General features: G+C 55.6%; 20 protein-coding genes. 16 read left to right on the forward strand and 4 right to left on the reverse strand.

Translation table 11 applies throughout. The annotated features are described in order from the left end of the window. Positions 1–54: 54 nt before the first annotated feature. Positions 55–843, forward strand: a complete 789-nt coding sequence (locus LOC70_RS19680) for an alpha/beta hydrolase (RefSeq protein WP_230255680.1) — start codon at positions 55–57, stop codon at positions 841–843. Positions 844–853: 10 nt separating this feature from the next. Next, positions 854–1,249 carry a response regulator transcription factor gene (locus LOC70_RS19685; protein ID WP_230255681.1) on the forward strand — a complete coding sequence of 132 codons (396 nt, stop codon included), beginning with the start codon at positions 854–856 and terminating at the stop codon, positions 1,247–1,249. Between the two features lie 46 nt (positions 1,250–1,295). Here the strand turns inward: LOC70_RS19685 and LOC70_RS19690 are convergent, their stop codons facing one another. From LOC70_RS19690 to LOC70_RS19700, 3 genes are all read right to left on the reverse strand, one after another. Continuing rightward, a complete protein-coding gene (locus LOC70_RS19690) occupies positions 1,296–2,279 on the reverse strand; it encodes a type II secretion system F family protein (protein ID WP_230255682.1) in 984 nt (327 codons plus the stop codon). 58 nt (positions 2,280–2,337) lie between these two features. Further along, positions 2,338–3,303: a type II secretion system F family protein gene (locus LOC70_RS19695; RefSeq protein ID WP_230255683.1), complete on the reverse strand. Its 966-nt coding sequence runs from the start codon at positions 3,301–3,303 to the stop codon at positions 2,338–2,340. A 78-nt stretch (positions 3,304–3,381) separates the two neighbouring features. Continuing rightward, on the reverse strand, positions 3,382–4,701 hold the full coding sequence (locus tag LOC70_RS19700) for a CpaF family protein (protein WP_230255684.1): 1,320 nt from the start codon (positions 4,699–4,701) through the stop codon (positions 3,382–3,384). A gap of 358 nt (positions 4,702–5,059) precedes the next feature. Here LOC70_RS19700 and LOC70_RS19705 point away from each other — a divergent pair, with 358 nt between their 5' ends. From LOC70_RS19705 to LOC70_RS19765, 13 genes are all read left to right on the forward strand, one after another. After that, positions 5,060–7,063: a prenyltransferase/squalene oxidase repeat-containing protein gene (locus LOC70_RS19705; protein ID WP_230255685.1), complete on the forward strand. Its 2,004-nt coding sequence runs from the start codon at positions 5,060–5,062 to the stop codon at positions 7,061–7,063. Continuing rightward, positions 7,060–9,036: a polyprenyl synthetase family protein gene (locus tag LOC70_RS19710; RefSeq protein ID WP_230255686.1), complete on the forward strand. Its 1,977-nt coding sequence runs from the start codon at positions 7,060–7,062 to the stop codon at positions 9,034–9,036. The genes LOC70_RS19705 and LOC70_RS19710 overlap by 4 nt, the downstream gene beginning before the upstream one ends. Before the next feature lie 117 nt (positions 9,037–9,153). After that, positions 9,154–9,798, forward strand: a complete 645-nt coding sequence (locus LOC70_RS19715) for a hypothetical protein (RefSeq protein WP_230255687.1) — start codon at positions 9,154–9,156, stop codon at positions 9,796–9,798. Positions 9,799–10,137: 339 nt separating this feature from the next. Next, on the forward strand, positions 10,138–11,457 hold the full coding sequence (locus LOC70_RS19720; RefSeq protein ID WP_230255688.1) for a DUF1501 domain-containing protein: 1,320 nt from the start codon (positions 10,138–10,140) through the stop codon (positions 11,455–11,457). Between the two features lie 273 nt (positions 11,458–11,730). Continuing rightward, a complete protein-coding gene (locus tag LOC70_RS19725) occupies positions 11,731–14,118 on the forward strand; it encodes a PPC domain-containing protein (RefSeq protein ID WP_230255689.1) in 2,388 nt (795 codons plus the stop codon). Continuing rightward, on the forward strand, positions 14,115–16,610 hold the full coding sequence (locus LOC70_RS19730; protein WP_230255690.1) for a DUF1549 and DUF1553 domain-containing protein: 2,496 nt from the start codon (positions 14,115–14,117) through the stop codon (positions 16,608–16,610). Before LOC70_RS19725 ends, LOC70_RS19730 begins: the two co-directional genes overlap by 4 nt. 61 nt (positions 16,611–16,671) lie before the next feature. Next, the gene (locus LOC70_RS19735) at positions 16,672–18,711 is read left to right on the forward strand and encodes a c-type cytochrome domain-containing protein (protein WP_230255691.1); all 2,040 of its coding nucleotides are present in this window, start codon (positions 16,672–16,674) and stop codon (positions 18,709–18,711) included. Next, positions 18,708–19,457 (forward strand): biotin--[acetyl-CoA-carboxylase] ligase, encoded by a 750-nt coding sequence (locus tag LOC70_RS19740; protein WP_230255692.1) that lies wholly within the window; start codon positions 18,708–18,710, stop codon positions 19,455–19,457. Before LOC70_RS19735 ends, LOC70_RS19740 begins: the two co-directional genes overlap by 4 nt. Positions 19,458–19,792: 335 nt before the next feature. Continuing rightward, a complete protein-coding gene (locus LOC70_RS19745; RefSeq protein ID WP_230255693.1) occupies positions 19,793–20,125 on the forward strand; it encodes a prepilin-type N-terminal cleavage/methylation domain-containing protein in 333 nt (110 codons plus the stop codon). Between the two features lie 308 nt (positions 20,126–20,433). Next, on the forward strand, positions 20,434–20,994 hold the full coding sequence (locus LOC70_RS19750; protein WP_230255694.1) for a pilus assembly FimT family protein: 561 nt from the start codon (positions 20,434–20,436) through the stop codon (positions 20,992–20,994). 89 nt (positions 20,995–21,083) lie between these two features. Beyond that, on the forward strand, positions 21,084–21,452 hold the full coding sequence (locus LOC70_RS19755) for a hypothetical protein (protein ID WP_230255695.1): 369 nt from the start codon (positions 21,084–21,086) through the stop codon (positions 21,450–21,452). Beyond that, entirely contained in the window at positions 21,449–22,009 is a 561-nt protein-coding gene (locus LOC70_RS19760) for a hypothetical protein (RefSeq protein WP_230255696.1), read from the forward strand. The genes LOC70_RS19755 and LOC70_RS19760 overlap by 4 nt, the downstream gene beginning before the upstream one ends. A gap of 55 nt (positions 22,010–22,064) precedes the next feature. Beyond that, a complete protein-coding gene (locus LOC70_RS19765; protein ID WP_230255697.1) occupies positions 22,065–22,466 on the forward strand; it encodes a hypothetical protein in 402 nt (133 codons plus the stop codon). A gap of 71 nt (positions 22,467–22,537) precedes the next feature. On the opposite strand, the gene LOC70_RS19770 is transcribed toward LOC70_RS19765, so the two are convergent. Next, a complete protein-coding gene (locus LOC70_RS19770) occupies positions 22,538–23,215 on the reverse strand; it encodes a metallophosphoesterase family protein (RefSeq protein ID WP_230255698.1) in 678 nt (225 codons plus the stop codon). A gap of 203 nt (positions 23,216–23,418) precedes the next feature. Between LOC70_RS19770 and LOC70_RS19775 the strand changes: the two genes are divergently transcribed. Beyond that, complete coding sequence (locus LOC70_RS19775) at positions 23,419–25,524, forward strand: vWA domain-containing protein (RefSeq protein WP_230255699.1); 2,106 nt, start codon at positions 23,419–23,421, stop codon at positions 25,522–25,524. Positions 25,525–25,751: the final 227 nt, after the last annotated feature.

Below are 25,751 nucleotides of genomic sequence, written 5' to 3' on the forward strand. Positions count from 1 at the left end.
ACTAGTTTTCTGCGGTCGCCTTTTGATGACTTCCCGTTGACCGATTCAGGACGAATGATGAGCGATCCGTTTGCAAGCCGATTACGCTCGCACGCCACAGAGAAGTCCCTCGAAGATAGGCCACGTCGGCACCGCCGTCCGCTGACGGTCGTTTCGCCGCTTCACTACACCGCCTCGTATGCGTACCCGTTACTGGTATGGCTTCATCATGGCGGTCACAACGAACTCCAGGTCGAACAAGTCCTTCCGCACATCAGTGTCCGCAACTACGTGGCCGTCGGTGTGCGTGGCAATCAGGCCACGGATGTCCGCGGTTGGGGATTTGATTGGTCGAATGGAAAGTCGTCCGTGGCGTCGGCTCGCGAAGCCGTGATCGAAGCGGTGGAACACGTGCAAGATCACATGAACATTCATCCGGAGCGAATCGTGATCGCCGGCTATGGCAGTGGCGCGACGATGGCCTGCCGGATCGCTTTGATGGAGCCCGACCGTTTCGGTTGCGTTGCGATGATGGGCGGCGAATTTCCTTCGCGTCAAAGCGTGATGCGAGAGTATCATCGACTGCGACAACGCCGGTTGCCGGTTCTTTGGCAACAAGCCATCAATGGCGTCGATGACGATCCGGATCGATTGAAACGAGGGATTTTGGCGGCCGAATCCATCCGGGCGCGTGTTGAAATTCGCCAGTACCGAGGCGATGATGTCATGAACGCGGTGGCGTTGCGTGACATGGACCAGTGGTGTTTTGATACCATCATCCAGCCACGTCCCGAGTCCACCGCGGATCACTCGACGATGCGTCCCGATGAGGGATTGTCACCGATCGATTTTTCCGCCAATTGATCGCCGCTTGATGAACACCCCTGCTCAGCCGGAATCCGCCACCACGACCGCCAAAATTCTCGTGGTGGACGACGATGCGGAAATCATCGAATCCGTGTCCTACGCGTTGGAATCCAACGGATACGAAGTGGTGGTCGCACGCGATGGCAACCAAGCGCTCGCATTGGCTGAATGCGAAAACCCCCAGCTGATGATCTTGGACATGATGATGCCCAAACGCAGCGGATTTCTGGTGCTCGAAAAGATGCGTCGCGAAACGGAATTGCCCGTTCCCGTGATCATGATCACGGGCAACGAAGGCAGTCGTCATCAAGCGTACGCGGAGTTGCTCGGGGTCAGCGAATACATTCGCAAACCCTTCGCCATCGAAAAACTGTTGGAAGCGGTTGATCGTCTTTTGAAGTAATCTCAGCCGTTCCGGGCACCTGGTGAATATTTACTTGGGGTGATGCTTACTGAAGCATCTGGCGATACATATTGATCGCGGCTGGTCCGACGAGGACCACGAAGATTCCCGGGAAGATGAACAACACCAACGGGAAGATCATCTTCACCGCAGTCTTGGCAGCTTTCTCTTCCGCGATTTGACGACGTTTGGTCCGCATCGAATCGCTTTGAACTCGCAACGCCTGTGCGACGCTGGATCCGAACTTGTCGGCTTGGATCAAGATCGACGCGAGCTGTTTCAGGTCGTCCACACCGCTGCGGTAACCAAGCCCTGAGAGCACTTCGCTCCGGGGGCGTCCAAGTTGCAATTGATGGTTCGAGATTGAAAACTCTTCACCAATCGCTTTGTGGCTCTTCTGCATCTCTTCCGCGACTTTTCGAAGTGCTTGGTCCAGACCCAAACCGGCTTCCACGCAAACAACCATCAAGTCGAGTGCATCGGGCAAACCCAAAAAGATCTTTTCGCGACGTTTGCTAGCCATGAAACCGAGGATCAACGAAGGCAGCATGAAGCCGACGATCATGCCGATCAGCAATTTCATGATCATGCCCTGAGTCAATCCATCAACGAAGGCACCGGTAACGCCACCCAGCAGCAAACCGATGCCGGTGCAGACCAGTTGGATCATCTTGAAAATGATCGGCGCACTTTCACGACGGAAACCGGCGTTGACCAGCTTCTCACGCAGCTTGCCCATCTCTTCTTCGTTGCCCGACACGGAGCTGGCGATTGGCGTGGCCGCTTTTTCAAGAGCTTCCGTCAGGGCTTCGTTTTTGGACTTTTGCTTTTCTTCTTCAGCAATGTCGCGAATGCCACGTTTGGTTGTTTTGAGTCGTTCCAGTCTGGATTCGGCTGGGGCTTGATCATCTCCACCCACCTTCATCATCACGAACCACGCGAAGGAGGTCACCGCGAGGAAAATGGCAATGGTGGTCAGGGTGACGGGGCTGATGAAACCCAGGGTCTCGATGAATGGCAGAATGTTCATGGCAGTGTGCGGGTCAATGAGCGAAAGTGGGAGAACGCAAATTCAAATCGAGAAAGGGTCAGACTTTGATCGTGATGATTTTCTTGATCGCGATGGCACCAAGGATCTGAGTGACCAGTCCCGCACCCAACGCGTAGCGTCCGAGTTCGTCGGTGAAAAGCATCAACACGTATTCCGCATTGATCTTGAGCATCACCAAGAACAAAACCGGCGGCAGCGCCAGCAGCACCGCACCACTCATGCGACCTTCCCCGGTCAACGCTTGGATCGTTCCCAAAATCTGCAAACGTTCACGAACGAGGTGACCGATCTTGTCCAGAATTTCGCTCAAGTCACCGCCGGTTTGACGTTGCAGAATGACGGCGGTCGCGAAGAATCGAAGGTCCATGTTGGGAACGCGTTCCGCCATGTCTTCGATGGCTTCATCCAACGGGATGCCAAACTTTTGCTCTTCGAAACATCGGCGAAATTCGGTTGCCAAAGGAGCTTCCATTTCTTCGCCAACCAATCCGAATCCGGCGTTCAGCGAGTGACCGGCTCGAAGCGAACGACCGAGCAACTCGAGAGCTTCGGGAATCTGTTCGCCGAATCGTTTCAGGCGACGTTTTCGTTTGAACATGACGTAGAAGACGGGCCCGCCCACGAACGCGGCACCGACGATGGGACCAAGCAGGATTGGCACGGGTGTGACGACGCATAGCACGACACCGACAGCGAAGCATGCCCCACAGATCATGGCGAATTTGCTGACGGAGATATCCACGTCGGCTTGTTCCAGGATTTTGTGAACCGCTGGAACGCGGTCCATGATCGTTTTTAGGATCCCCGTAGCATCGTCCAAGTCATTGAGCAAGAACGAAGGGGTGTTGCTCTCGGCCTCAGCACCACGGTTGCCGTGTGCCAATTGTGTGAGACGATCTTCTGTGGCGGTCGTTTCTTCCGACGGCATCAAAACCGAGGCGCCAAAGGCGATCAGCGAGGCGACGAAGACACCCGCGGCGATGATGATGATGATCGAGGACATGGGACGTTGCTGTGGAGAAAGGTCGAGAGTTGAGTTCGATTCAAGTGGCTTGCCGAGGCGGTTGTCCTCGGCGAAACATTACGCTTCCATCATGACTCGCTCGCGGAAGGCGCTGGCGGGCAAACGCACACCGGCGGCTTCCAGTTTGTCCATGAAGCTTGGGCGAACGCCGCTGCAGACAAAGTGGCCGTGAGCCTTGCCTTCGGAGTTGATGCCCTTTTGATTGAAGCGATAAATGTCTTGCAGGATGATCGTGTCTTGTTCCATGCCGACCACTTCGGTGATTGCCGTGACGCGGCGAGGTCCACCTTGCAGTCGGTTGGCTTGGATCAAAACATCCACTGCCCCGCTGATTTGCTGACGGATGGCTTTCACCGGCAATTCAAAGCCGGACATCATGACCAGTGTTTCCAAACGGGCGATCGCGTCTCGCGGCGTGTTGGCGTGAATCGTGGTCAACGATCCATCGTGACCCGTGTTCATGGCCTGCAACATGTCCAACGTTTCACCACCACGGCATTCCCCGATGATGATTCGTTCCGGACGCATCCGCAGGGCGTTCTTGACCAGGTCCGTCGCGGTGACGGCGCCGTTGCCTTCAATATTGGGTGGTCGAGTCTCCAATCGAACAACATGGTCTTGTTGCAATTGAAGTTCTGCCGCATCCTCGATGGTGACGATTCGGTCTTCGTGGCCGATGAATGAGGACAGAGTGTTCAGCAGCGTCGTTTTACCGGAACCCGTACCGCCGGCGATGATCATGTTCAGGCGGGCTTTGATGCAGCCTTCGAGCAACATCACCATTTCGGGCGTGAAGGCTCGGTAGTTCAGCAAGTCTTCCAGTCGCAACGGGTTGCTGCCGAAACGACGAATTGAAACGGCGGCACCATCCAAGGCCAGTGGTGGAATGATGGCGTTGACCCGCGAGCCGTCTTCCAAGCGAGCGTCGACCATCGGACAGGTTTCGTCGACTCGACGGCCGACCTTACTGACGATTCGGTCAATGATCTGCAGCAAGTGTTTCCCGTCGCGGAACTCCACGTCGGTCTTCTGCATTTGGCCGCCTTTTTCGACGTAAATGTTCTTGGGGCCGTTGATCAGAATATCGCTGACCTTGGGATCTTTGAGGATCAACTCCAAGGGGCCAAGGCCGAACGTTTCGTCCAGGACTTCATCGACGATGCGTTCGCGTTCCTGACGGTTCAGCAGCGTGTCTTCTGCATCGCAAAGGTGTTCGACCACCATGCGAATTTCGCGTTTCAGCGTGTCGCCTTGCAAGTCGCCGACACGCGACAGGTCCAGTTTGTCGACCAATTTGCCGTGGATGCGGCGTTTGATTTGTTCGAATTGTTCCTGACGATTCGCTTCGGAGCGTTGGGGAGGCGCAGCTTGTCGCATGTTTCTTAGATCCTTGACGGTGTGTCGGACGCTCGCACAGAGCGCCTAAAATGACTCACCGAACCCTACGACGTGAAAAGTGCGCATGCTGCCAAAACGCAACGTTTGCCCGTAAAAAGAATCGCTCTGGAGAGCGTTTAACGATTGTGACGAGGCTGCGTGTTGGAAAAGATAAACCGCTGCGAGTTGAAGCCGGACATGCACACTCGACATTCGCGAAAATCGACGGGCTCGCACCAATCGAGCAAGTTCGCTCGCCGATGTTGGGTGGTTTCGAATTGGGTGAGCGCCGTGTTTGAATAGAGGCGAGTGGTTCGCAGAGTTCCGGATTCGTAGGTTGGCGTAAAGTTTGAAAACGATGGTTGCTGAAGAAACGCCGGGGGCGTCCGTGGATCAGAGTGAGCTGCGGAGGACGCTAAATCGGCTGCGGGAAGAGTTGTTGTCGCAGCGGACAGCCGATGGGCATTGGACCGGAGAGTTGTCAGCGTCCGCACTCTCGACAGCGACGGCGATCAGCGCGATGAGTGTCGCTGTGCGGGCCGGCGAATTGTCGATCGACGAGGAAGAGACACTGCGGAAACAGATCCAGTCGGGGCGTGCTTGGCTGGCGGGGCAGCAAAACGACGACGGTGGTTTTGGGGACACCGACCGCAGTCACAGCAACATCGCGACAAGTTACTTGGTGCTGGCAGCTTGGGAGTTGTCGGATCAGGTGATGGGAGAAGTGACCGACCCCGATGCGGTCTCGCGATTGAAAGCTTGGATTGAAAACGCGGGCGAGTTGGACGGGCTACGCAAACGCTATGGCAAAGACAAAACCTTCGTTGTTCCGATTCTGACCAACATGGCGATCGCCGGATTGGTGCCATGGAAGAGTGTTTCCGCTTTGCCGTTTGAGGCCGCCGTTGTGCCTCAGTCGCTGTATCGCTTCCTTGGTTTGCCAGTGGTCAGTTATGCCGTGCCGGCCTTGGTCGCGATTGGGCAAGTCAAGTTTCTAAGAGGTGGTGGCTGCTTGCCGCCTTGGTCGTGGGTGCGAAGATCCGCGATTGAATCTTCGATGAGGGTGTTGCTTTCCATGCAACCACAAAGCGGTGGGTATTTGGAAGCAACGCCACTGACCGCGTTTGTGGTGATGTCTTTGTCGGCCAGTGGACGAGCCAACCACGAAGTGACTCGTAACGGGTTGCGGTTTTTGAAAAATTCCATGTTGCCGGATGGAAGTTGGCCGATCGACACGAATCTTGCGAACTGGGTAACGTCGCTGGCAACGACGGCGCTCGCGATGGATCCTGACGACGATCGATCGTGGTCCACGCCCGAGTTGATCGATTGGCAACGCGGATGCCAGTATCAAGAGCGTCATCCGTTCACCGGAGCGGATCCCGGTGGATGGGGGTGGACGGATTTAACGGGATCGGTGCCCGACGCGGATGACACGCCTGGTGCGATCGTTTCCTTGAGAATGCAGGCGACATTCCGGTCGGATCCTTTGTCTGATGACTTTGCAAGAGAATGGCCAACGGAGTCCGGCGAAGGTTCGGTTTCGCAAACCGCGATGGAGACTTGGCAGTCGTGTGATCGCGGAGTGGATTGGTTGTTGGGATTGCAAAACCGAGACGGCGGATGGCCGACGTTTTGTCGCGGATGGGGGAAGCTGCCCTTTGATCGCAGCAGCAATGACTTGACGGCTCACGCGTTGCGAGCCATCGCCTGTTTGCCGAAGCGAAACTCGCTCGGGAGAGAACGTGCGACGCAACGAGGGTTGGCGTTCCTTCGCAAGAGCCAGTTGCCCGATGGGTCGTGGTTGCCGCTGTGGTTTGGCAATCAAGATCGACCCGATGAAGACAATCCGATCTATGGAACGTCGCGAGTTTTGATCGATGTCGATTCCAATTTGGGGCACGACGCCATTTCTCGCGGGCTGGCGTATTTGATACAAAGTCAAAACGGCGACGGGGGGTGGGGCGGTGGTGAATCGGTCCGCGAAACTTTTGGGTTGCCGCAGGGTTGCATCAGCAGCGTGGAGGAAACGGCTCTCGCGTTGGAAACGTTGGCATGTTGGTGGGCGAGAATTCACGATTCCTTGCCCGGCGAAAATGCAGCGAGTCCGGGCGGGGCGGATTCCTCAAGCGACATTTTGGACGGAAGCCCGTGGGATGCGTCGATGCGTTCATCGTTGCGAGCGGCTATACTTGCGGGCACCCGCTGGCTGATCGACGCCGTGCAATGCGAGCGTCACCGGGTGGCTTGGCCGATCGGGTTTTATTTTGCCAAATTGTGGTATTACGAACGGCTTTATCCGTTGGTCTACACGACTGCGGCATTGGGCCGGGTCATGCAACGCGACGAACTCCTTAGGTGATTGGCTTGTCGACCGGATCCCCCTCCTATCCCGCCTCCGTCCAACCGACCAACGATCTCGCTGATGATGCGACGTCTGCGGTTCGCACGTCTGGACGCCGCCGCAAAACCAGTCACCTAAAAGAGGTGCCGGAAACGCTGGCCATGCGGGAAAGCTTGCGGGACCGCTGTGCCGAAGTCGCTGCCAAGTTGGACCGTTCTCATCCGATGACCAAGGATGAGATGGAGCAAATTTCGCGACGAATGCTGGAGGAAGCCGATCTGCCCGAGAGTTATCTCGGATGGGTGATGGTGATGATCAGCAGTGCTTTCTGGGCGGATGAATTGGCATCGGTGCCGCCGGAACGCCGGTTGTTTTTGCTGCCGCACTGCTTGAAGCACGCGGAAGGTTGCCCCGCCGAATACGACCAATTCGGGATGAACTGCAAAGAATGCGGTGCGTGCAGCATCGCAGATTTTCGTTCGATCGCGGAAGACATGGGCTATCGAGTCTTGGTGGCCGAAGGTTCACCGGTGGTGATGAAAATCATCGTCGGTGGATACGTGGACGCCGTCGTCGGTGTCGCTTGTTTGAACGTTTTGGAAAAAGCGATCGACAAGGTTTTGTTGGCTGGTATCCCGTGCATGGCGGTGCCTTTGCTGTCGAGCGATTGCCGAAACACCAAGGTCGATGAGCCTTGGGTGGAGCAGATGATTCGGACTCCGTACAAGCCAGCGGCTTCGAAAACGAAGAGCTATGTGCACCTGATGCGAGCGGCGGGATCCTTGTTCGAAGACGCCACGCTCGAACGTTTAGCACCACGGCAACGGGACAGCCAAGTCATCACGAATACTCTGTCGCAGGGTTATTCGCCCGGCACGCGGATGTTGGAATCCGGGCCGACCGAAAACACAGTCCGGGCTGCTATCACGCCGGATCAATTGGAAGGCGTCGATCCGATTGCCGCGACAGAAGCCATCGCGATGGATTTCCTGGCTCGCGGGGGTAAGCACTCACGCCCGTTCATCACGATGGCCGCCTACGATGCGATGACCGGTGGCGAAGGAACGGGTGCCGAGGGCGAAGCGTCGCTAGAGAAAATGCCGGACGCGGTTCGACGTGCCGCACTGAGCATCGAAACGTTTCATAAAGCCAGCTTGGTTCACGACGACATCGAAGACGGCGACGCTTATCGCTACGGCCAGCCCGCGGTTCATCAACGGTTTGGAATGGCCAGTGCGATCAACGTGGGTGACTACTTGATCGGGTTGGGGTATCGATTGCTCAGCCGAAATGTGATGGGCGATGAAGTGGACGCGGAGACTCGTGTCGACTTGCTGGATTCGTTGGCTGCCGCTCACGTTCGCTTGTCAGAAGGTCAGGGAGCAGAACTGCTTTGGCGAGACGCGAAAGATCGCCGATTGACTCCGCTGGATGCCTTGAAAATCTATGCTCTGAAAACGTCACCGGCGTTTGAAGCGGCTCTTTACAGCGGTGTTCGGATGGCGGGCGATGCGACGGAGTTGGTCGATCCGATTCGAAAGTTCAGCCGGAATTTGGGTGTGGCGTTCCAAATTATTAACGACCTGAATGACTGGGTGGGGGACGACTTCAACAAGATGACCGCGGGTGCCGATGTCATCGGTGGTCGGCCGACGTTGTTGTGGGCGTTGGCTTTGGAGCATCTGGACGCTGATGACCAGCAGCGTTTGTTGAATTTGGCCAACGATGACTGCGAACTGTCCAATCGCGAACGTTTAACGCGGACTCGCGAGCTGTACGAAAAGGCCAATGTCTTTGAGATGAGCTTGCAGTTGATCGACAAGCATCAAGCTCGCGCCGAAAAAGTCGCCGACGAGATCGAAAACGAAAGTCTGCGGCGTTTGTTGTACTTCTTGGTGGATACGGTTTTGGAACGTCCCGAAGCGTTGTCTCCCGAAGAGGAATCGTCCAAAACGCCCGCGGTGGTGAGCATCGGTGTGGTGGCGCGTTAGCCGCTGGGCCGGATCAGCAGGAGCGTCAAATGAGGTGGCGCGGCGGATGAGTGGACGAGTCCGCAATGAACAGAATGCCCGTCCCATGTTCCAGCGGACTTCCACTGAAGGTTGCTCATGACTCCCGGTTCACCCTCCTCCGAGATCGAAACATTGAGCGAGTCCGCGGAACAGGTTGATCTCAATTCGTTGCTACGCGAGTTTTACGACGACTTCGCGGAGTTGGCTTCGTTCGAGCTGGCGTCCGAGATACCGGAACCGTTCGATACATTGCTGAACCACCAGTCGCACATGACGGTGACCGTCGAGCACTATCACGGCGAGCCTGTTGATGTGGCGGTTCATCGTCGGCGAAACCGTTTCGCCAGTGGGGATGTGGTTCAGGCGGTTGATGTTGCCAATCCGGAGGAGTTGGATGCAACGGTGGCTTACACGCGAGAAATCACGCTGGTCACTCACGACACGCAGCAAGTGGTGCAGCACGGAATTGTCCGGTTGGACCCATCTGCCCTCTCGCGTTCTGTCTGGCATCAAATTGCCAGCGGCGAAATTCCGCTCGGTCGAGTGTTGATCGAAAACAACGTGCTCCGGCAGGTTCAGCTTTGTCGTCTGTGGCGGGTCACCGCGGGGCCATCCCTGGCGAAATACTTGAATCTACAAGTGGGAGACGTGGTCTACGGTCGAACCGCACTGATCCGATGCGACCACAAACCGGCAATTGAATTGCTGGAAATTGTCCGCGGAAACGGGCCTTTGAGCTGATTTTCTTGGGTGCCGGTGGTTGCCAAGTCGATTGATTCTTTCCCCCCGCCAGGCGGTGAGTTAATTGACACAACAAGTCTATTTGATACGATCTAAAAAGTTTTCAGAGTACGAATCCTTCTCGCTGACGTTCCTGTTGCGAGGCGATTCGCTCCTTTGCTGAGAACTTGGCCTCGAAGAATCGTCCACGAATTGTTGGATCCCACCTTTCACCCAGCTGGTCCGATTGGATTACGCCGGGTCCCACCCACCTCTTGATTTGTTCGCGAAAGTCGCCTCTGTAGGTGAACGATGGCGCAACAGATCAATCGCCCGCTTCATTTGAGGAGCAACAGAGACATGCGTTGTCACGGAAACCCACTGATGCAACCCGGCATGTTTGGTCGCCGAGGATTCTTGGTTGCGGGAGCAGCCAGCGGACTTGGATTGAGTTTGCCCCAATTGCTGATGCGAGAAGCATCGGCGGAAATCAAGCAATATGATTTTGTGAAGGCTCGAGCCAAGAGCGTGATTCACATTTTCTTGCCGGGCGGAATGGCTCAGCAAGAATCATGGGACCCGAAGCCCTACAGCCCGATGGAGTATCGTGGCGATCTCGGCACGATCAAAACCAACACGGGCGAGGTGATCGGCAGTGCCATGCCTCAACTGGCGAAGCGAGCCGACAAGTACTGCGTGATTCGTTCGATGTCGCACGGTGAAGCGGCTCACGAACGCGGGACGCACAACATGTTCACGGGCTACAAACCCAGCCCGGCATTGAGCTACCCGAGTTTTGGTGCGGTGGTGAGCCATGAATACGGGCCACGCAACAATTTGCCTGCCTACATCTGCGTGCCCAACGTTCCCAATGAATTCGCGGGAACGGGATACCTTCCCAGTTCGTATGGCGGATTCGCTCTTGGTGCCGATCCTGCTCGTGATGATTTTCAGGTCCGCGATTTGAACTTGGCTGGTGGAGTCGACGAGGCACGTTTCATGCGGCGCAAACGTGCGTTGGAAATGGTCAACCAGCGATTCGTTTCGGGGACTTCTGCGGACAACGTCGGGGCGATGAACACGTTCTACGAGCGTGCTTATGACCTTCTCGATACTCCCGAAGCCAAAGCCGCGTTTGATCTGTCAAAAGAAGACGCCAAGATGCGTGATCGCTACGGCCGAAACCAAGCCGGTTCACGCATGTTGATGTGCCGTCGACTGATTGAGGCGGGCGCTCGTTTGGTGACCATGACCTACGGCGGTTGGGACATGCACACCAACATCACCTCCGGTATTCGCGGGCAGATGCCGAGCTTCGATCAAGGATTGGCTGTCCTGCTAGATGACTTGAGCGAGCGAGGTTTGCTGGATGAAACGTTGGTCATGGTGACCAGTGAGTTCGGCCGCACACCGAAAATCAATGCTGATGCTGGACGCGATCACTGGCCGAAGGTCTTCAGCGTGATGCTGGCGGGCGGCGGTGTGCAAGGCGGACAGATCTACGGTGCTTCGGATTCGACGGCTTCCGAGCCCGAGCTGAATCCGGTCTCGCCCGCCGACTTGGCAACTACCATGTATCGTCTGCTGGGCATCGTGGCTGATAAAGAGCTGATGGCCCCCGGCGACCGACCCATTGAAATTGTCGATGGCGGCAACGTCATCGAAGAAATTTTGACTTGAGTCTCGACTCGAGCGATATGACGGCAACTTGAAACTTCAAGTTGCCGTTGCTGATTCCCACCTCCCGCCCCGCCTCTCTCCCACCGAAGGTTTGTTGTGATGTTGCACGACAATCTCTCTGTCTGCGCAGACTCGTTGCAAGGACGCTCCCGGTGCCGATCCAAGTCTCGCCGATCGAAGGCACCCTGGAACACCCGAGCCCAGTCCGCAATGGTCGACCGCGGCTCGAAATCTTGGCCTGCGTTAACGTTGGCATGCCTAGCGGTAATGGGCATGACAAGTGTCGCTTCGGCGGCCTTTCCAAAGATCACCTACATGCGGCCACTGGGCGTGGTGCGAGGCCAAGAGGCCACGGTCACGTTGCACGGAAGTGCGTTGGGTGACGCCACTCAAGTCCTGACGGATCTGCCCGGGATCGAGATCTTGGAAGTCACACCGGTCGATGAAAAATCGGTTACCGTGAAATTGAAGACGGAAGAGACTCTCTCACCGGGGTTGTATCCGATCCGCTTGGTCACGAAGAGCGGGATCACGAATTTGCGTCTGTTGGGCGTCGGAACGATGCCCATTGTGAACGAGCAAGAACCAAATAACTCGTTCGAAGAGCCACAAATCATCGAGATGGACCGGACCATCGAGGGCAATATCGATCGTGAAGACGTGGATTGCTTCAAGGTTCAGTTGGAAGCCGGGCAAAAGCTGACGGTTGAAATTGAGGCCATACGGTTGGTGCAAGAGCTTCGCAACCGAAACATCTTTGATCCCGCGATTGCCATTTTGGATGCTGATCGGTTTGAGGTCGCGGTCAGTGATGATTCGTCATTGTTGCAGCAAGACAGTCTGTGTTCGTTCACGCCCGAAGAAGCGGGGGAATACACGATCACGGTTCGCGAAAGTTCGTTTCTGGGTGCGTCCAACGTTTGCGGTTACCGACTGCACGTGGGATCGTTCCCGCGACCCGTGACGGTGATTCCATCGGGTGGTGTTCAGGGGCAAGTTTTGCAAGCCAAGTTGATCGACATCGATGGTTCCGTCACAGATTCCAGTGTTCAGTTGCCGAGTGAGCCTGTTGCCCAATGGCCGGTGGTGACGCAGGATGACCGTGGCGTGTCTCCATCGCCCAATTGGATTCGCGTGAGCAATGCTCCGATTGTGACCGAGACCGAACCGAACGAAGGCCGAACGGAAGCTTCACCGGCCGAGTTTCCCGCTTTGCTTTGCGGCGTGATCGAAGAGGGTGATCAATACGATTGGTATTCGTTTGAGTGTAAGAAGGGCGACCGGATGCGTGTTCAACTGCACGCTCGCAAGACCCTTCGGTCACCGCTGGACGGTGTTATCCACGTCTTTGATCCCGACGGAAAAGTTTTGAAGGGTAGTGATGACATTGGCCCCAATCCGGACGGATTGGTGGACATCGACATCGCCAAAGACGGTCTGCACTACGTTCGTGTGTATGATCACTTGCGACGTGGCAGTCCCAATCACAATTACGTGATTGAACTCAGCCGTCGTGAACCCTCGCTGGGGTTGTCGCTGAAAGAACTGCGACGCGACGAAGCCATGGTTGTTCCTGTTCCGGTGGGCGGACATGGTGCGATGGTTTTGACGGCTCAGCGAAGTCAATTCAACGAAGCGTTCGAGGCGATGGTGAAGGGTCTGCCCGAAGGCGTCACCGCAACCACGTTCCCTATGCCGGCCGGTCGCGTTGAAATTCCAGTCGTGCTTCACGCGACAAAGGAAGCACCGCTCGGAGGCGCTCTGTTTGAGGTGACGGCGGTCGGTAAAGTTGGCGACAAAGAAATCCTCGGCGATTTCAATCAGCACCACAAAATGGTACTCGGCCAAAACCGCCGCGAAATGTTCGGTTATGAAACGGAGAAGGCGGCCTTGGCCGTTTGTGAGGCAATGCCGTTTGAGGTCGAGTTGGTGCAGCCCAAAACACCGATCCTGCGTCGCGGTAGTAAAGACCTCATCGTTCGAATCAAACGCGATGAAGGCTTTGATGGCACCGTCTCATTCCGCACGCTTTACAACCCACCGGGTGTGGGCGTGAACAACAGCAAACGGATCGACAAGGGGAAAAGCGAAGTCGCCATTCCGATCACGGCAAACGGAAACGCCGCGATTGGTGCTTGGCCGATGGTCATGCAGGTCAGCTACGGAACGAACCGTGGAACCGCGACGATGTCGACCGCTCCCATCATGCTCGATGTGGAGGAACCCGTGTTTGACTACTCGTTCCCGAAGTCGGCCGCGGAACAGGGAATGTCGACAACATTGGCAGTCGGCATGAGTAAGCGTCGTGATATCGAAGGTGACATCAAAGTTCGTCTGGTTGGAATCCCCAACGGCGTGACCTGTGACGAACCTCAAAAGAAGGTCAGCTTGGACAGCGAAGCGGTTCAGTTCGAGTTGAAGGTCGCAAAGGACGCGAAACCGGGCACGCACAAGACGATGGTCTTGCAAACGTTGATCACTCGTGACGGCGAGACCATGGTTCAGACCGACGGGACAGGCGAGATTCGGATCGATAAGCCGTTGCCGGTGAAGAAGGATCCGCCTGCCGAAAAGAAAGAAGCAACCAAACCAAAACCAAAGCCTGCTGCCAAACCACTGAGTCGTTTGGAGCAACTTCGTCAGCAAAAGGAGTCGAAATGAACCGGTCCTTCAATCGATTGACTGTTCGCACGCTTGGGCTGGCGGTGGTTGCCGCGGTCTTGGGTACATCCAGTTTGGCAAACGCCGCCACACCGGAACCCGTCAAATCTGACAGTGGCGAATTGCCCAAAATTGATCTGGCGATTTATCCGCCGGAAATCTCACTGACAACCGCTGCGGATTTCCAATCGTTTGTGGCGGTTTTGCGCCGCGACGATGGTGTGACCGAGGACATCACGGAACAGGTTCGCTGGTCGGTGGTGAACGACAAACTCGCCAAAATTGACGGGCATCTCTTACGACCAGTCGCCGATGGTGAAACGACGCTTCGAGGTCGTTTCAGCGGAACGACGGTGGATGTGAAAGTCACCGTTGCGAAGGCCGGAACCCATCCGCCGGTTAGCTTCATCAAAGACGTGATGCCAACCTTGACACGTGCCGGATGCAACACGGGATCGTGTCACGGCGCGGCTCGAGGAAAAGATGGTTTCAATCTCAGTTTGTTTGGGTTTGACCCCAACGGCGACTACCAACGCATCACTCGTGAAATTGGCGTCCGACGTATCAACTTGGCCGTTCCTTCGGAAAGTCTGCTGCTGAAAAAGTCTGTTGGGTCGGTACCGCACACTGGCGGTAAGTTGTTCGATGTGGATTCGGACTACTACGAGACCATGCACAGTTGGTTGGAAGCAGGTGCTCCAAAAGACGCGGCCGACGCATTGCCACCCGCCGTGACTTCCGTTGCGATCTATCCACCACAAGTCGTCTTGGAGGGCGAAGGTGCGAAGCAACGAATGGTTGCCGTCGCGACCTATGCCGACGGGACGACCCGTGATCTAAGCCGATTGGCAACGTTCTCGACGAACGACGCATCCGTGGCGCCCATCGACCAAGACGGCGTTGCCACGGCGGGATCACGGGGCGAAGCGTTTGTGATGGCCCGCTTCGACACGCATACCGTGGGATCGCAGGTTTTGACCTTGCCTGCGGACCTGAAGTACATCGCACCCGAACCGCAACCCAGCAGCTATGTCGATGAATTGGTTGACAAGAAACTCAATCAGCTACGTTTGGTTCCGAGCGGGCAATGCACGGACGAAGAATTCATCCGCAGAGCGACCATTGACATCACAGGATTGTTACCGACTGAAGAAGAGCTGAATCTGTTCGTCAACGATGTCGCCCCGGACAAACGAGAAGCTTTGATCGATCGTTTGCTTGAGCGCAAAGAGTTCAGTGAGATTTGGGCGATGAAGTTCGCTCAGTTGCTGATGATCAAGAGTACCAACCAGGTCAGCAAGAAGTCGGCTTTGCTTTATGCAAACTGGTTAACGGACCAGTTCGCTCGAAACGTGCCGATCAATGAGATGGTCCATGATCTGTTGACCAGTACCGGGGGCACCTTTGGAGAGCCCGCCACGAACTTCTATGAAATCGAACGCGACACACTGAAGACCGCGGAAAACGTCGCTCAGGTCTTCATGGGGATCCGCACACAGTGTGCTCAGTGCCACAATCACCCCTTCGATCGTTGGACGATGGATGATTATTACGGATTCGCCGCGTTCTTCAGCCAAGTCGGCCGCAAGCAAGCGGAAGACTATCGGGAAAAGATTGTCTACAACCGGTTCAGCGGTGAGACCAAACACTTGGTGACCAAGCAAAACGTGCCTCCGAAGTTCCTTGGCGGCGACGCCCCCGATACCAAGGGGAAAGACCGACGCGAAGTGCTGGCCGAATGGTTGGTTGCCGGTGACAACCCGTTCTTCTCCACCAGCATCGCCAACCGTGTTTGGGCTCACTTCATGGGATCGGGTTTGGTGGATCCGGTGGATGACATTCGTGTTAGCAATCCGCCCAGCAATCCAGAGTTGTTCGATCGTTTGGGTGAGAAGTTAGTGGAGTACAACTACGACTTCCGAAAACTGGTTCGCGACATCTGCACGAGTCGTGCTTATGGCCGCAGCACCAAGACAAACGATTCCAATGCTCATGACACACGAAACTACGCTCACGCGACGATTCGACGTGTTCCTGCGGAGAGTTTGTTGGACTGTATTTGTCAGGTCACCGAGAGTCCGGAGAAGTTCAGCGGTCTGCCGCTGGGTAGTCGTGCGGTCCAAATTTCAGATGGAGCCACGTCCAACTATTTCTTGACGACGTTTGGGCGTTCGCCTCGCGCCACCGTTTGTGAATGCGAAGCGACCACTGACCCATCGCTATCGCAGGCATTGCACCTGCTCAATGGAAGTTCGGTTCACAACAAAATTGTGCGTGGTGGGCTGATCAAACGTTGGATCAACGATGAAAAACTGGATCCGGACGCAATCTTGGATCGAATCTACCGTCGAGCATTGAGTCGCGATCCTTCCGCAGAAGAACGCGAAGCCGTGAAAGCGTTGCTCGCCGAAGAGGGGGCTCAGCCTCAAGCTGTCATGGAAGATGTGTTCTGGGCCGTGTTGAACGGTCGGGAATTCGTTTTCAACCACTGACCACCTGGTTTGCCAATTGATGTTGTCGCTTTCTACCCTGATTTCCCGCCGGTTTGATTTCATGTCACGTTCCATCTCTCGTTTGCGAATTCCATCGCTTTCGGTCAGCTTGCATTGCACGCTCGTGCTGTTGAGCGGAACCCTGGTGAGTGCTGCCGAAGATGGCAAGTCCACCGATTCGGTGAAGAAGGTGACGTACGAAGACGACGTCAAACCGATCTTCCGGCAACACTGTTTGAATTGTCATAGCCAAAGTGACAAACGCGGTGGTTTGGCAATGGATTCGTATGGCGCACTCATGGAAGGCGGCGGGAGTGGCGAGATTGTCTACGACGACGGCGATGCCGAATCCAGTCGCTTGTGGCAATTGGTGAATCATGACGATACGCCGGTGATGCCGCCTAGCCAGCCCAAGTTGCCCGACGCACAACTGAGTGTCATCCGTGCTTGGATCGAGGGTGGCATCCTGGAGAATTCAGGATCCAAGGCGAAAGCCAAGAAAAAGAATGCGCTCGCATTTGTTGCTTCGACAAGCGGACGTCCGGAGGGGCCGCCTCCTATGCCCGAGACGCTTCCGCAACGGGTCCCAGTGGTGACAAAGCGAGCCGCCGCAACCACGGCAATTGGTACCAGTCCGTGGGCTCCATTAGTTGCCATTGCAGGACAGAAGCAAATCTCTTTGTACAACACAGACACGGCCGAACTATTGGGTGTGCTGCCATTTGAGGAAGGCATACCTCAATCTTTGCGATTCAGTCGCGATGGTCAGTTTTTGATTGTGGGTGGTGGTGAACACAGCGTCAAAGGAATCGCTGCGGTCTACAGCATCAAAACGGGGGAACGCGTTGCTCAAGTTGGCGATGAGCTGGATACCGTTTTCGACGCCGATGCCAATGACAAAATGTCGAGAATCGCATTGGGGGGCCCCCAGCGAATGCTGCGGATCTTCGATGCGACCGATGGAACGCAGTTGTTCGACATCAAAAAACATACCGATTGGATTTATTCGGTTGCATACAGTCCCGACGGAGTCTTGATTGCGTCCGGTGATCGCAGCGGCGGCCTTTGTGTCTGGGAGGCCGACACCGGTCGCCTCTACTTGGACCTGACGGGGCACAAAGGAGCGATCCGTTCGATCGCTTGGCGAGATGATTCCAACGTGATGGCAAGTGCCAGCGAAGACGGCACCGTCAAGTTATGGGATATGAATTCGGGCAAAGCGATCAAGTCGATCAATGCTGGCAGTGGTGGCGTGACTGCGGTTCAGTTCGACCACAAAGGTCAATTGGTGACCGCTGCCAAAGATCGTAAGGTCCGGCTTTGGGATGCATCAGGAAAACAGATCAAAGAAACGCCGGCCGCCGCCGAGGCGGTGCTCGAAGCCGCGATCACTCACGACAGTTCCAAAATGGTTTATGGAGACTGGACGGGAGTGGTTCGCATGGCGTCGGTGGAAGACCCCAAGCAGATTCAAGAGATTGCAGCCAATCCCCCACCAGCCAAAGAACGCATCGGTGCGGTGGAACAAACCTTGGCGTCGATCAAGGTCAAACTGACACCGCTGCAACAAAAGCGAGATGCGACGCAAACTGCATTGAAGCAGGCAACCGATGCGGTCGCGGCACTGGATACCAAGATCGAAGGTTTCAAAAAGGCAAACGCAACGGACCAGCAAGCGATTGACAAACGTAAATCAGAGCGTGAGGCCGTGGGCAAGGAGCTTCCAGGATTGGTGGCTTCATCACGAGATGCACACGACGCGGTGATTGCGACGCGATTGGGGTTGGGGGATCAGCCTGACGATGCGGCGATTGCAAAAGCCGCCGAGGTGGAAACGACACTCGCTAACCAACTGCTGAAAATTGCAGAGAAACGGCAAGCGGTCATTCAAGCGAAGAAGATAGAAGCTGAACTGGCCAAGAGCATTCATGAACGTCAAACGCAGATTGATGCGATGGCGAAGCAACGTGACGACCTCACTCAAAAGGTCGCGGCGGCCAAGTTGGCTGCGGACCAGGCCCAACAGTCTTACGCTGCGGTCGCAGGCGAATTGAGCGAGGTCGAAAAGAAGCGGCAATTGCTGGCCGAAGCCATTCAGTGATCGCTTCGACGATTCGTCTGGAAACCGTTGGTTCCACCAACAGCTGGGCGTTGGATTGGTTACGCGTCGCATCGGAGTCTGAACTTCGTCAGGAAGTCCCGCGATTGATCGTGGCGGAAAAGCAAACGGCGGGACGCGGTCGGCAGGGGAAGTCCTGGTTTGCCGCAAGCGATGGCTTAGCTTGCACTTTGGTGGTTTCGGCCTCTCCTCAGCTCCTGTCGATTGCGGTTGGTGTGGCGGTTGCTGAAAGCCTTGAGATGGTCGCGGGCCCAGCTGCGGTGCAGTTGAAATGGCCCAACGATGTTTGGATTGCCGAGCGAAAAGTAGCAGGCATCCTGATTGAAAGTTTCGCGGACGCTCTGAATTCCGAACCCATGTTTGTCATCGGAATAGGTTGCAACCTACGCCAGTTTCCGACTCTACACGAGGAAGACACTCAGGCCACTCAACCGACGTCGATACTGGAGGCAACGGGACGGTTGGTATCGACCGAACAGGTGCTGGAAACCTTGGTTCCGCATTTGTTGGAAGTGATCCACGACGCGGCGAATGATCCAGGCGATGTGCTGGAGCGGTTTCAAAGTCGTCACGTTCTACAGGGGCGACCGGTGCGGTGCTTGATCCGGGGGCAGGAAACGACTGGTATTTGTGAAGGCATTGATGACGACGGTTCGCTGGTCTTGCAGACTCCGGCGGGGACGCAAGTTTGCCACAGCGGCGAAGTCCATCAACTGCGACGCGACTAAACCCAGCGGCTTCGAGTTGGTTGGGACCAGTCTCTCTTCTTCCTGGTTGCCACGCCATTCTCTCCACGCAGCTATCTCGTTGCTCGGCAACCTTTTTGCCCGATGAAGAGTCGCCGAATTCTGGCGAACCAGGCGTTGCGCCGTTGTTTTTGGGAGGCCCCGATTGCTGTTGCTCAAATTACGCAAACAGAATCTTAGTCGATTTCCGTCCACCATCGGATTTCTGACCTAGTGTTGTTTCAGAGGTGGTCGCGACTGTCGGATCATTTCTCGGGGGGGCCGTCTACGAAGACTTTTTACCCTGATTGTTTCCTGATCAACATAAAGAAAACGAAATGAAACGTGTCAAGAAGAATGGTTTCTCGCTTCTCGAAGTCATCGCCGCTGTTGTGATCTTGGCTGTTGTTGCCGCTGCAACCGTTGCAACTGTTGCACCAATGCGAGCCAAAAGCGAAGACAAGTTGGCCGAGCAAGACATTGCATCGCTGAACGCAATGGCTCAAACGTACTACCTTGAGAACGGTTCGTACCCTCGTAACATCGCCTACTTGGTTCGCGATGGTTACATCAAAGCTGACGATACCGCTTCGCGTACTCGCTACAACAAGTTGCGTCAGTATCCATACGACTCGGCAACCGGCACGTTCAGCAAGCCAGTCACGAACTGATTGGGATAGGCGAGATTCATCATTTGATCTTGCTTCTGCAATCTTTCGAAGACGTGTGACCACCAAAAAACTTGATCAATAAATCAAGTAGCAGGGGCATTCGTCCAACAAGTTCAGCGAGACATTGACTCGCCATTGCAACCTCCGGCTGGCGAACAGCGGGAGGTTTTTTTGTGGCCACAGTTTGACCTGTTAGAGAGTCTGCTGTTGGGGCATGCTCGATTTCGTTTTCGTTCCGCGGAGTAAATCTCGGATCGATTTTCAACGTGAATCTATCTTTGGTTAGGTTCGCATCAAGGCTGACAACAATGTCCATTCCATCTGATCTACCAACGACAACGAACGTAACCGCATGCTGCGGGCGACGCCGGCACGGCGTGACGTTGGTAGAAGCGTTGATGGTCATCATGGTGTTGACCGCATCCATGGTCGCCGCACCGCGGGTTGGTCAATTGTTCTCGCAACGCACCACAGTGGATCAAGATTCGGCGCTCGTGCTGCGAACACTGCGGTTGGCGCGAGAAACAGCGGTTCTAAGAAAGTGCTCCGTGACGGTTCGTTGGCGATGGCTACGAGACGATGAAGGAACCTACCGCACCGTGTTGGATTTGACGGCAACGCCCGGCGTGTACAGCGATGGTCGCGATGCTTTTGGCGCTCCGTCCAGTCCGGGGGCAAACACATGGATGTCCAAGCCCATCGAATTGCATCCCGAGGTTCGAGTGCGAGGAAATGCATCCAGCATTGTCTTCACCGCAACGGGATCGGCGAATCGTGATTTGGAACTTGTGGTTTCTCGAGACACCACGTCCGTGGACGTGAACGTGCAGTCGGCCTCAGGCAACATTTACAAGACAGCATCCCCATGAGTACCCAGCCGATGCATGCGCGATCGATTTTAGCTTGTTCGTTCAACAAACGAGTTCGCCTACGCAACCGTGGAGCAACTCTGATTGACGTGGCTGTTGGTGCGGGCCTGTTGTCGTTGGTCTTGATTCCGGCTCTGTCGTTGATGGGGCAATCCAGCAAGTTATTGCAGCGTTTGGAAATTCAAGATCAGTTGTTGTTTGAGGCGGAGAAGCTCATTGAGCAAACCAAGATTGATCTCTGCGATCCGGCCGTTTTCGCTTCGCGTCGTGGAACCTTTGAAGCACAGGTCGTCGGCAACGAAACCGATTCCTTGCGGTCGCGTTTGACCATTGAAAACTCAATCACGTCCAACCTTGTCACCATTGAAGTGACCGTTTGGGAAGACGCAAACAACAGTCGGTCGCTCAACGCCAATGAATTGAGCGAGACCCTTCGGACGCAGTGGAGCCAACCGTGACAAAGGCTGCTTCCTTAGATCGCCTGAACGTTTCACACCGTCATCGCGGTGTCAGTTTGATTGAAACCATCGCTTGTGTCGCGATCGTGGCCACGCTCGCGACCAGCATGGTCGGCATGATGCGAGGGTCCGCGAGAGTGTCAGCAATCTCGCAGGGTCACGAGGGTGCTCCGGCGGAGGCTCGTCAAGCATTGCGTTTCGTCGGACAGAAAATTCGTGATCTGACCAGCGGAGGTCAATCCGTCGTCTCCGTTCGCAATCGCGATTTTCAATTGGACGATGGTTTGAGTGTGCGTCGCGTACGATTTGAGATCCGGCGCTCATCGGACGGAGTCAATCGTTCGTTGGTGATGGTCGATCCGCTCTTCGGAGAGACCGTGTGTTTGGATGGAGCAATTCGCACTTTCAACATGAACGAATTGATCGTGGCTGGTCAGCGAGTTGGGATTGAGATGACTGTTCAGATGCAAGCCAGCGCGGATCGAGCTGCTGAGCTTCGACCCGATCAAAGGAATGCCGAGGTCACCACCGTTGTTTGTCTGTCACCGCAGTTGTAAGAGACCCATGATGTCAATTGACAAAGCAGCCCGGCATGCACACAACCGTCGGCATATGCTAGAGCAGACAAACCATTCGCGTGATGCCAGTCGAAATGGTTCTGCGGTGGTACTCAGCTTCCTCGCGATGGCAGTGGTCTCACTGGCCGCAGTCAGCATCGTGAGGTCGCACCGACGCGCGAACGTTCGGTCCGCCAGCGTTCGCGATCAAGTCGAGGGACGCTTGATCGCGGAGGGCTTGGTCCATCGCAATGTTGCATTGGCTCGCACCAATGGTTCGTTGCCCTTGGTGAGCTTGGATGCTGAGCTCAGCACCTCTGCCTTTCCGGATACTTGGATGGCACCGCCGGTGGTCGACGTCGCGAATCAAACTGTTTCGTTGCAGGTATACATGTATCCGGGTGCGACGGTTCCCGCGACGACGGTGACGACGTCAATCGCACCCGCAGCTCCTTGAATGCCGGCAAAGCTTGTGAACCCTTGAGCAAGTATCAGGTTTTGGCGGACGCGGGTTCTGGTCCGCACTGACTAGCGAAGCAGAACGCCGTCGGGCTTGGCTTGCCAAACTTGGCGAGTTCGCACATCCATCGCGGTCAGACATCCACCGCCATAGCAATGCGTGTCCAAGCAGACGAGGTGTCCCACATCTAGAATCTGGGCGTCATGGTTGGCTGTGTGTCCAACGAACGCCGTCTTGCCGCTGAAGTGCGGCTCGGGAACGCCTTGTCGAAGTGAGTGCCAACGCAGCATTTCAACCGTCTGTTCCTCCAGCGGAACGTTGGGATCGTAGGCTGCATGGGTGAAGAAATAGTCTTCGTAAACGAAGTAGTCACCGAGAGACTCGAAGAAGACACGGTGGTCTTCCGGCAAGAAGTCCAGTCCCCCGTCAAATCCATAGCTCTCCAGCGTCTCAACGCCTCCGTAACGAAGCCAGCTGTGATGGGACTCGGATCCGTGCAACACGTTCAACATCATTTCTTCGTGGTTGCCCTGCAAAGCAACCAACTGAGTTCGCCGGCCGCATTCCAACAGAGTGTCCACTGCCCCTTTGGAGTCGGGGCCTCGATCCACCACATCGCCCAGCGTGACCACGATGTCATTTGGCGTGGGATCAATCGCCGCCAGGATGGCCTGCAACGCTTGATTGCAACCGTGGATGTCTCCAATTGCAATCAGCCGTCCTTGAGTTTCGTGCGTTGATTCCATCTAGTCGGCCTGATCCTCGTTTCTTCAGGGGGCGTATTCTGTGGTGAAGACCGCGATTCGGACTTTCGACTACAATAAAGGGTTCAAATCGTCGCAAAAAACGTTTGAGACAGTAAGGGATTGGCAAATCTTCGACCAATTACGCTGGTTTGCAATCCCCGAGTCCGAGCTTTGTGAACGCATCCTTCTGAAAACTGGATTTCATGAGCGATCTGTCGTTGTTCCAGACCGTTAAACACAAGTTGTTCCGTCACTCCGGTTCACCAACCGCCGAGCACGAGGATGCTTCCGTGACGCGGCCCTATGAAACGACCGATGCTTCGGAAATTTGGGAAGACGAATCGTTCTGGGATGCCGACGAAACGGTCGCGATGGTCGGCAGCATGCTGGTGCACCTGATCGTCATCCTATCGCTGGCACTCGTGCAGCTTCAAAACCCGGTGGATGAAGAAGCGGTGGTGATGATCGCCCCGCCACCGGAATACGAAGAAACGGTCGACTTGATCGAAGAGATCGTGGTCAGCGATCAACCTCAGGTCGAGATCGGGGCGGATGCTCTCGCTGAATTCGACATGGCCGAAGCTTCCGCAGCGACCTTCGCTGAAATCGCGAATATGGTCAGCCCCGTTGACTTGGAGCCCACCGATCTGGGTGACATCATGGTCAACAAAATGTTCAGCCAACCGGTGGCACCGCAGGATCGGCTCACCGACCAAAAGGGCCGAGTTGGCAAAGGCACCGCTGGAGCATCGGGGGCCGTCGATCAAATCACTTTCGAAGTGATGCAGGCGGCGGAAGAACGTCCCACCCTGATCGTGTGGTTGTTCGACCAGAGCGGATCGTTGACTCGCCAGCGTCAGGACATCCGTGATCGTTTCGACCGGATCTACGAAGAGTTGGGAATGCTTCGCGAGCAGTTGGATTCAAAAACCGCTGGCGAAGACCCGCAGGACGGCGATCAAGCTCGCGTGTTGACGTCCATCATTGGGTTTGGCGAAAAGGTTCAGTTGTTCACGGAGGAACCCACGGCTGACCTCGAAACGATCAAGCAAACGGTGGCGGAGATTCCGGTTGATAACTCAGGAACGGAACGAGTTTTCACGGCGATTGAGTCGGCGGCAAAGCAATACAATTCGTTGCGACGAAACAATGGGCCGCGCGGTCCGAAACGCAATGTGATGTTCGTGGTGGTGACCGATGAACGCGGTGACGATGCCCATCTGTTGGAATCGTCGATCTCGTCGTGCCGGAAATGGGGCATTCCCGTTTATGTGATCGGTGTTCCTGCACCGTTTGGTCGCGAACACACTTTGGTGAAGTACGTGGACCCGGACCCCGAGTATGACCAAACGCCGCAGTGGGCTCAGGTGGACCAAGGTCCGGAAACCTTTTTGCCCGAACGTGTGCAACTCAGCTTCACCGGCAATTTCGAACAAGAACCCGTGATCGACAGTGGCTTCGGCCCCTACGGACTGACTCGGTTGTGTTACGAGACAGGTGGCATCTACTTCACCGTGCACCCGAACCGCAACGTTTCGCGAGAAGTTCGTCGTGGTGAGATCGATGCGTTCACGGCTGATCTGCGTGCCTTCTTTGATCCGTCTGCGATGGCCCGGTATCGGCCTGACTACTTGTCGCCACAAGACTACGTGAAAGCAGTCAAACGCAGTCCCTTGCGACAAGCTTTGATCTCGGCGGCTCAAATCAAGAACGTCAACGGAATCCAACGCCCACAAACGCGTTTCGTCAAACGAAGTGAAGCCGGTTTGGCTCAAGCTTTGACCACGGCCCAGCAAGACGCGGCGAAATTAGAACCTGTTTTGGTTCAACTGTCGGCAACATTGGAGCAGGGATTGAAGGATCGCGAAGAAGAGGAAAGCCTGCGTTGGTTGGCTGGATATGACTTGGCCTACGGTCGCGTGTTGGCCCAAAAAGTTCGCACGGAGACTTACAACGCGATTTTGGCGAAAGCCAAACGCGGGATGCCGTTCGAGAAAGAGAAGAACAACACGTGGGTACTTGTTCCTGCTGACGAAATCACCGTTGGAAGCAAGTGGCAGCGGGAAGCCGACACCGCTCGCGAATTTTTGCAGCGTGTCGCTAGCGAGCACGAAGGAACGCCCTGGGCCATGTTGGCAAAGAAAGAGTTGGAAGTGCCAATTGGTTGGAAGTGGACGGAGACGTTCACGGACTTGAGTCCGCCACGGCAAGGTGGAGGCAACAACGGAAACAACAACAACCGCCCTCCACGCGATGATGAAAAGCGAATGATCAAGCGTGCTCCCAAACGTCCCGTACCAAAGCTCTGAAGCCGCTTGATTGCCGGACGCACTGGTGCGATGCCAGCGTGGGCGTGAGTTTCGACCTGCCGCCCGAAGTTTGTTTCCCGCGTGAAACAGCTGGGAGGGCCTGGATTTCCCTCGTAAATACGGGTGGGTTGGTGTGGCGGCGGACGAAGAAAACTTCGTAGCTTCCGCTCAAGCGTCAAGGTCGACGCAACCGATACCACCGATGCCGGGCCACCCGAGCCTGTCTT

It is taken from the genome of Rhodopirellula halodulae, from assembly GCF_020966775.1.
Classification (GTDB): Bacteria; Planctomycetota; Planctomycetia; order Pirellulales; family Pirellulaceae; genus Rhodopirellula; species Rhodopirellula halodulae.

Coding starts and splice junctions, on each gene's coding strand:
- LOC70_RS19685 (WP_230255681.1), top strand. CDS start 854: ATGAACACCCCTGCTCAGCCGGAATCCGCCACCACGACCGCCAAAATT.
- LOC70_RS19690 (WP_230255682.1), bottom strand. CDS start 2,279: ATGAACATTCTGCCATTCATCGAGACCCTGGGTTTCATCAGCCCCGTC.
- LOC70_RS19700 (WP_230255684.1), bottom strand. CDS start 4,701: ATGCGACAAGCTGCGCCTCCCCAACGCTCCGAAGCGAATCGTCAGGAA.
- LOC70_RS19705 (WP_230255685.1), top strand. CDS start 5,060: ATGGTTGCTGAAGAAACGCCGGGGGCGTCCGTGGATCAGAGTGAGCTG.
- LOC70_RS19720 (WP_230255688.1), top strand. CDS start 10,138: ATGCGTTGTCACGGAAACCCACTGATGCAACCCGGCATGTTTGGTCGC.
- LOC70_RS19680 (WP_230255680.1), top strand. CDS start 55: ATGATGAGCGATCCGTTTGCAAGCCGATTACGCTCGCACGCCACAGAG.
- LOC70_RS19725 (WP_230255689.1), top strand. CDS start 11,731: ATGACAAGTGTCGCTTCGGCGGCCTTTCCAAAGATCACCTACATGCGG.
- LOC70_RS19695 (WP_230255683.1), bottom strand. CDS start 3,303: ATGTCCTCGATCATCATCATCATCGCCGCGGGTGTCTTCGTCGCCTCG.
- LOC70_RS19735 (WP_230255691.1), top strand. CDS start 16,672: ATGTCACGTTCCATCTCTCGTTTGCGAATTCCATCGCTTTCGGTCAGC.
- LOC70_RS19745 (WP_230255693.1), top strand. CDS start 19,793: ATGAAACGTGTCAAGAAGAATGGTTTCTCGCTTCTCGAAGTCATCGCC.
- LOC70_RS19715 (WP_230255687.1), top strand. CDS start 9,154: ATGACTCCCGGTTCACCCTCCTCCGAGATCGAAACATTGAGCGAGTCC.
- LOC70_RS19765 (WP_230255697.1), top strand. CDS start 22,065: ATGCTAGAGCAGACAAACCATTCGCGTGATGCCAGTCGAAATGGTTCT.
- LOC70_RS19775 (WP_230255699.1), top strand. CDS start 23,419: ATGAGCGATCTGTCGTTGTTCCAGACCGTTAAACACAAGTTGTTCCGT.
- LOC70_RS19750 (WP_230255694.1), top strand. CDS start 20,434: ATGTCCATTCCATCTGATCTACCAACGACAACGAACGTAACCGCATGC.
- LOC70_RS19770 (WP_230255698.1), bottom strand. CDS start 23,215: ATGGAATCAACGCACGAAACTCAAGGACGGCTGATTGCAATTGGAGAC.
- LOC70_RS19730 (WP_230255690.1), top strand. CDS start 14,115: ATGAACCGGTCCTTCAATCGATTGACTGTTCGCACGCTTGGGCTGGCG.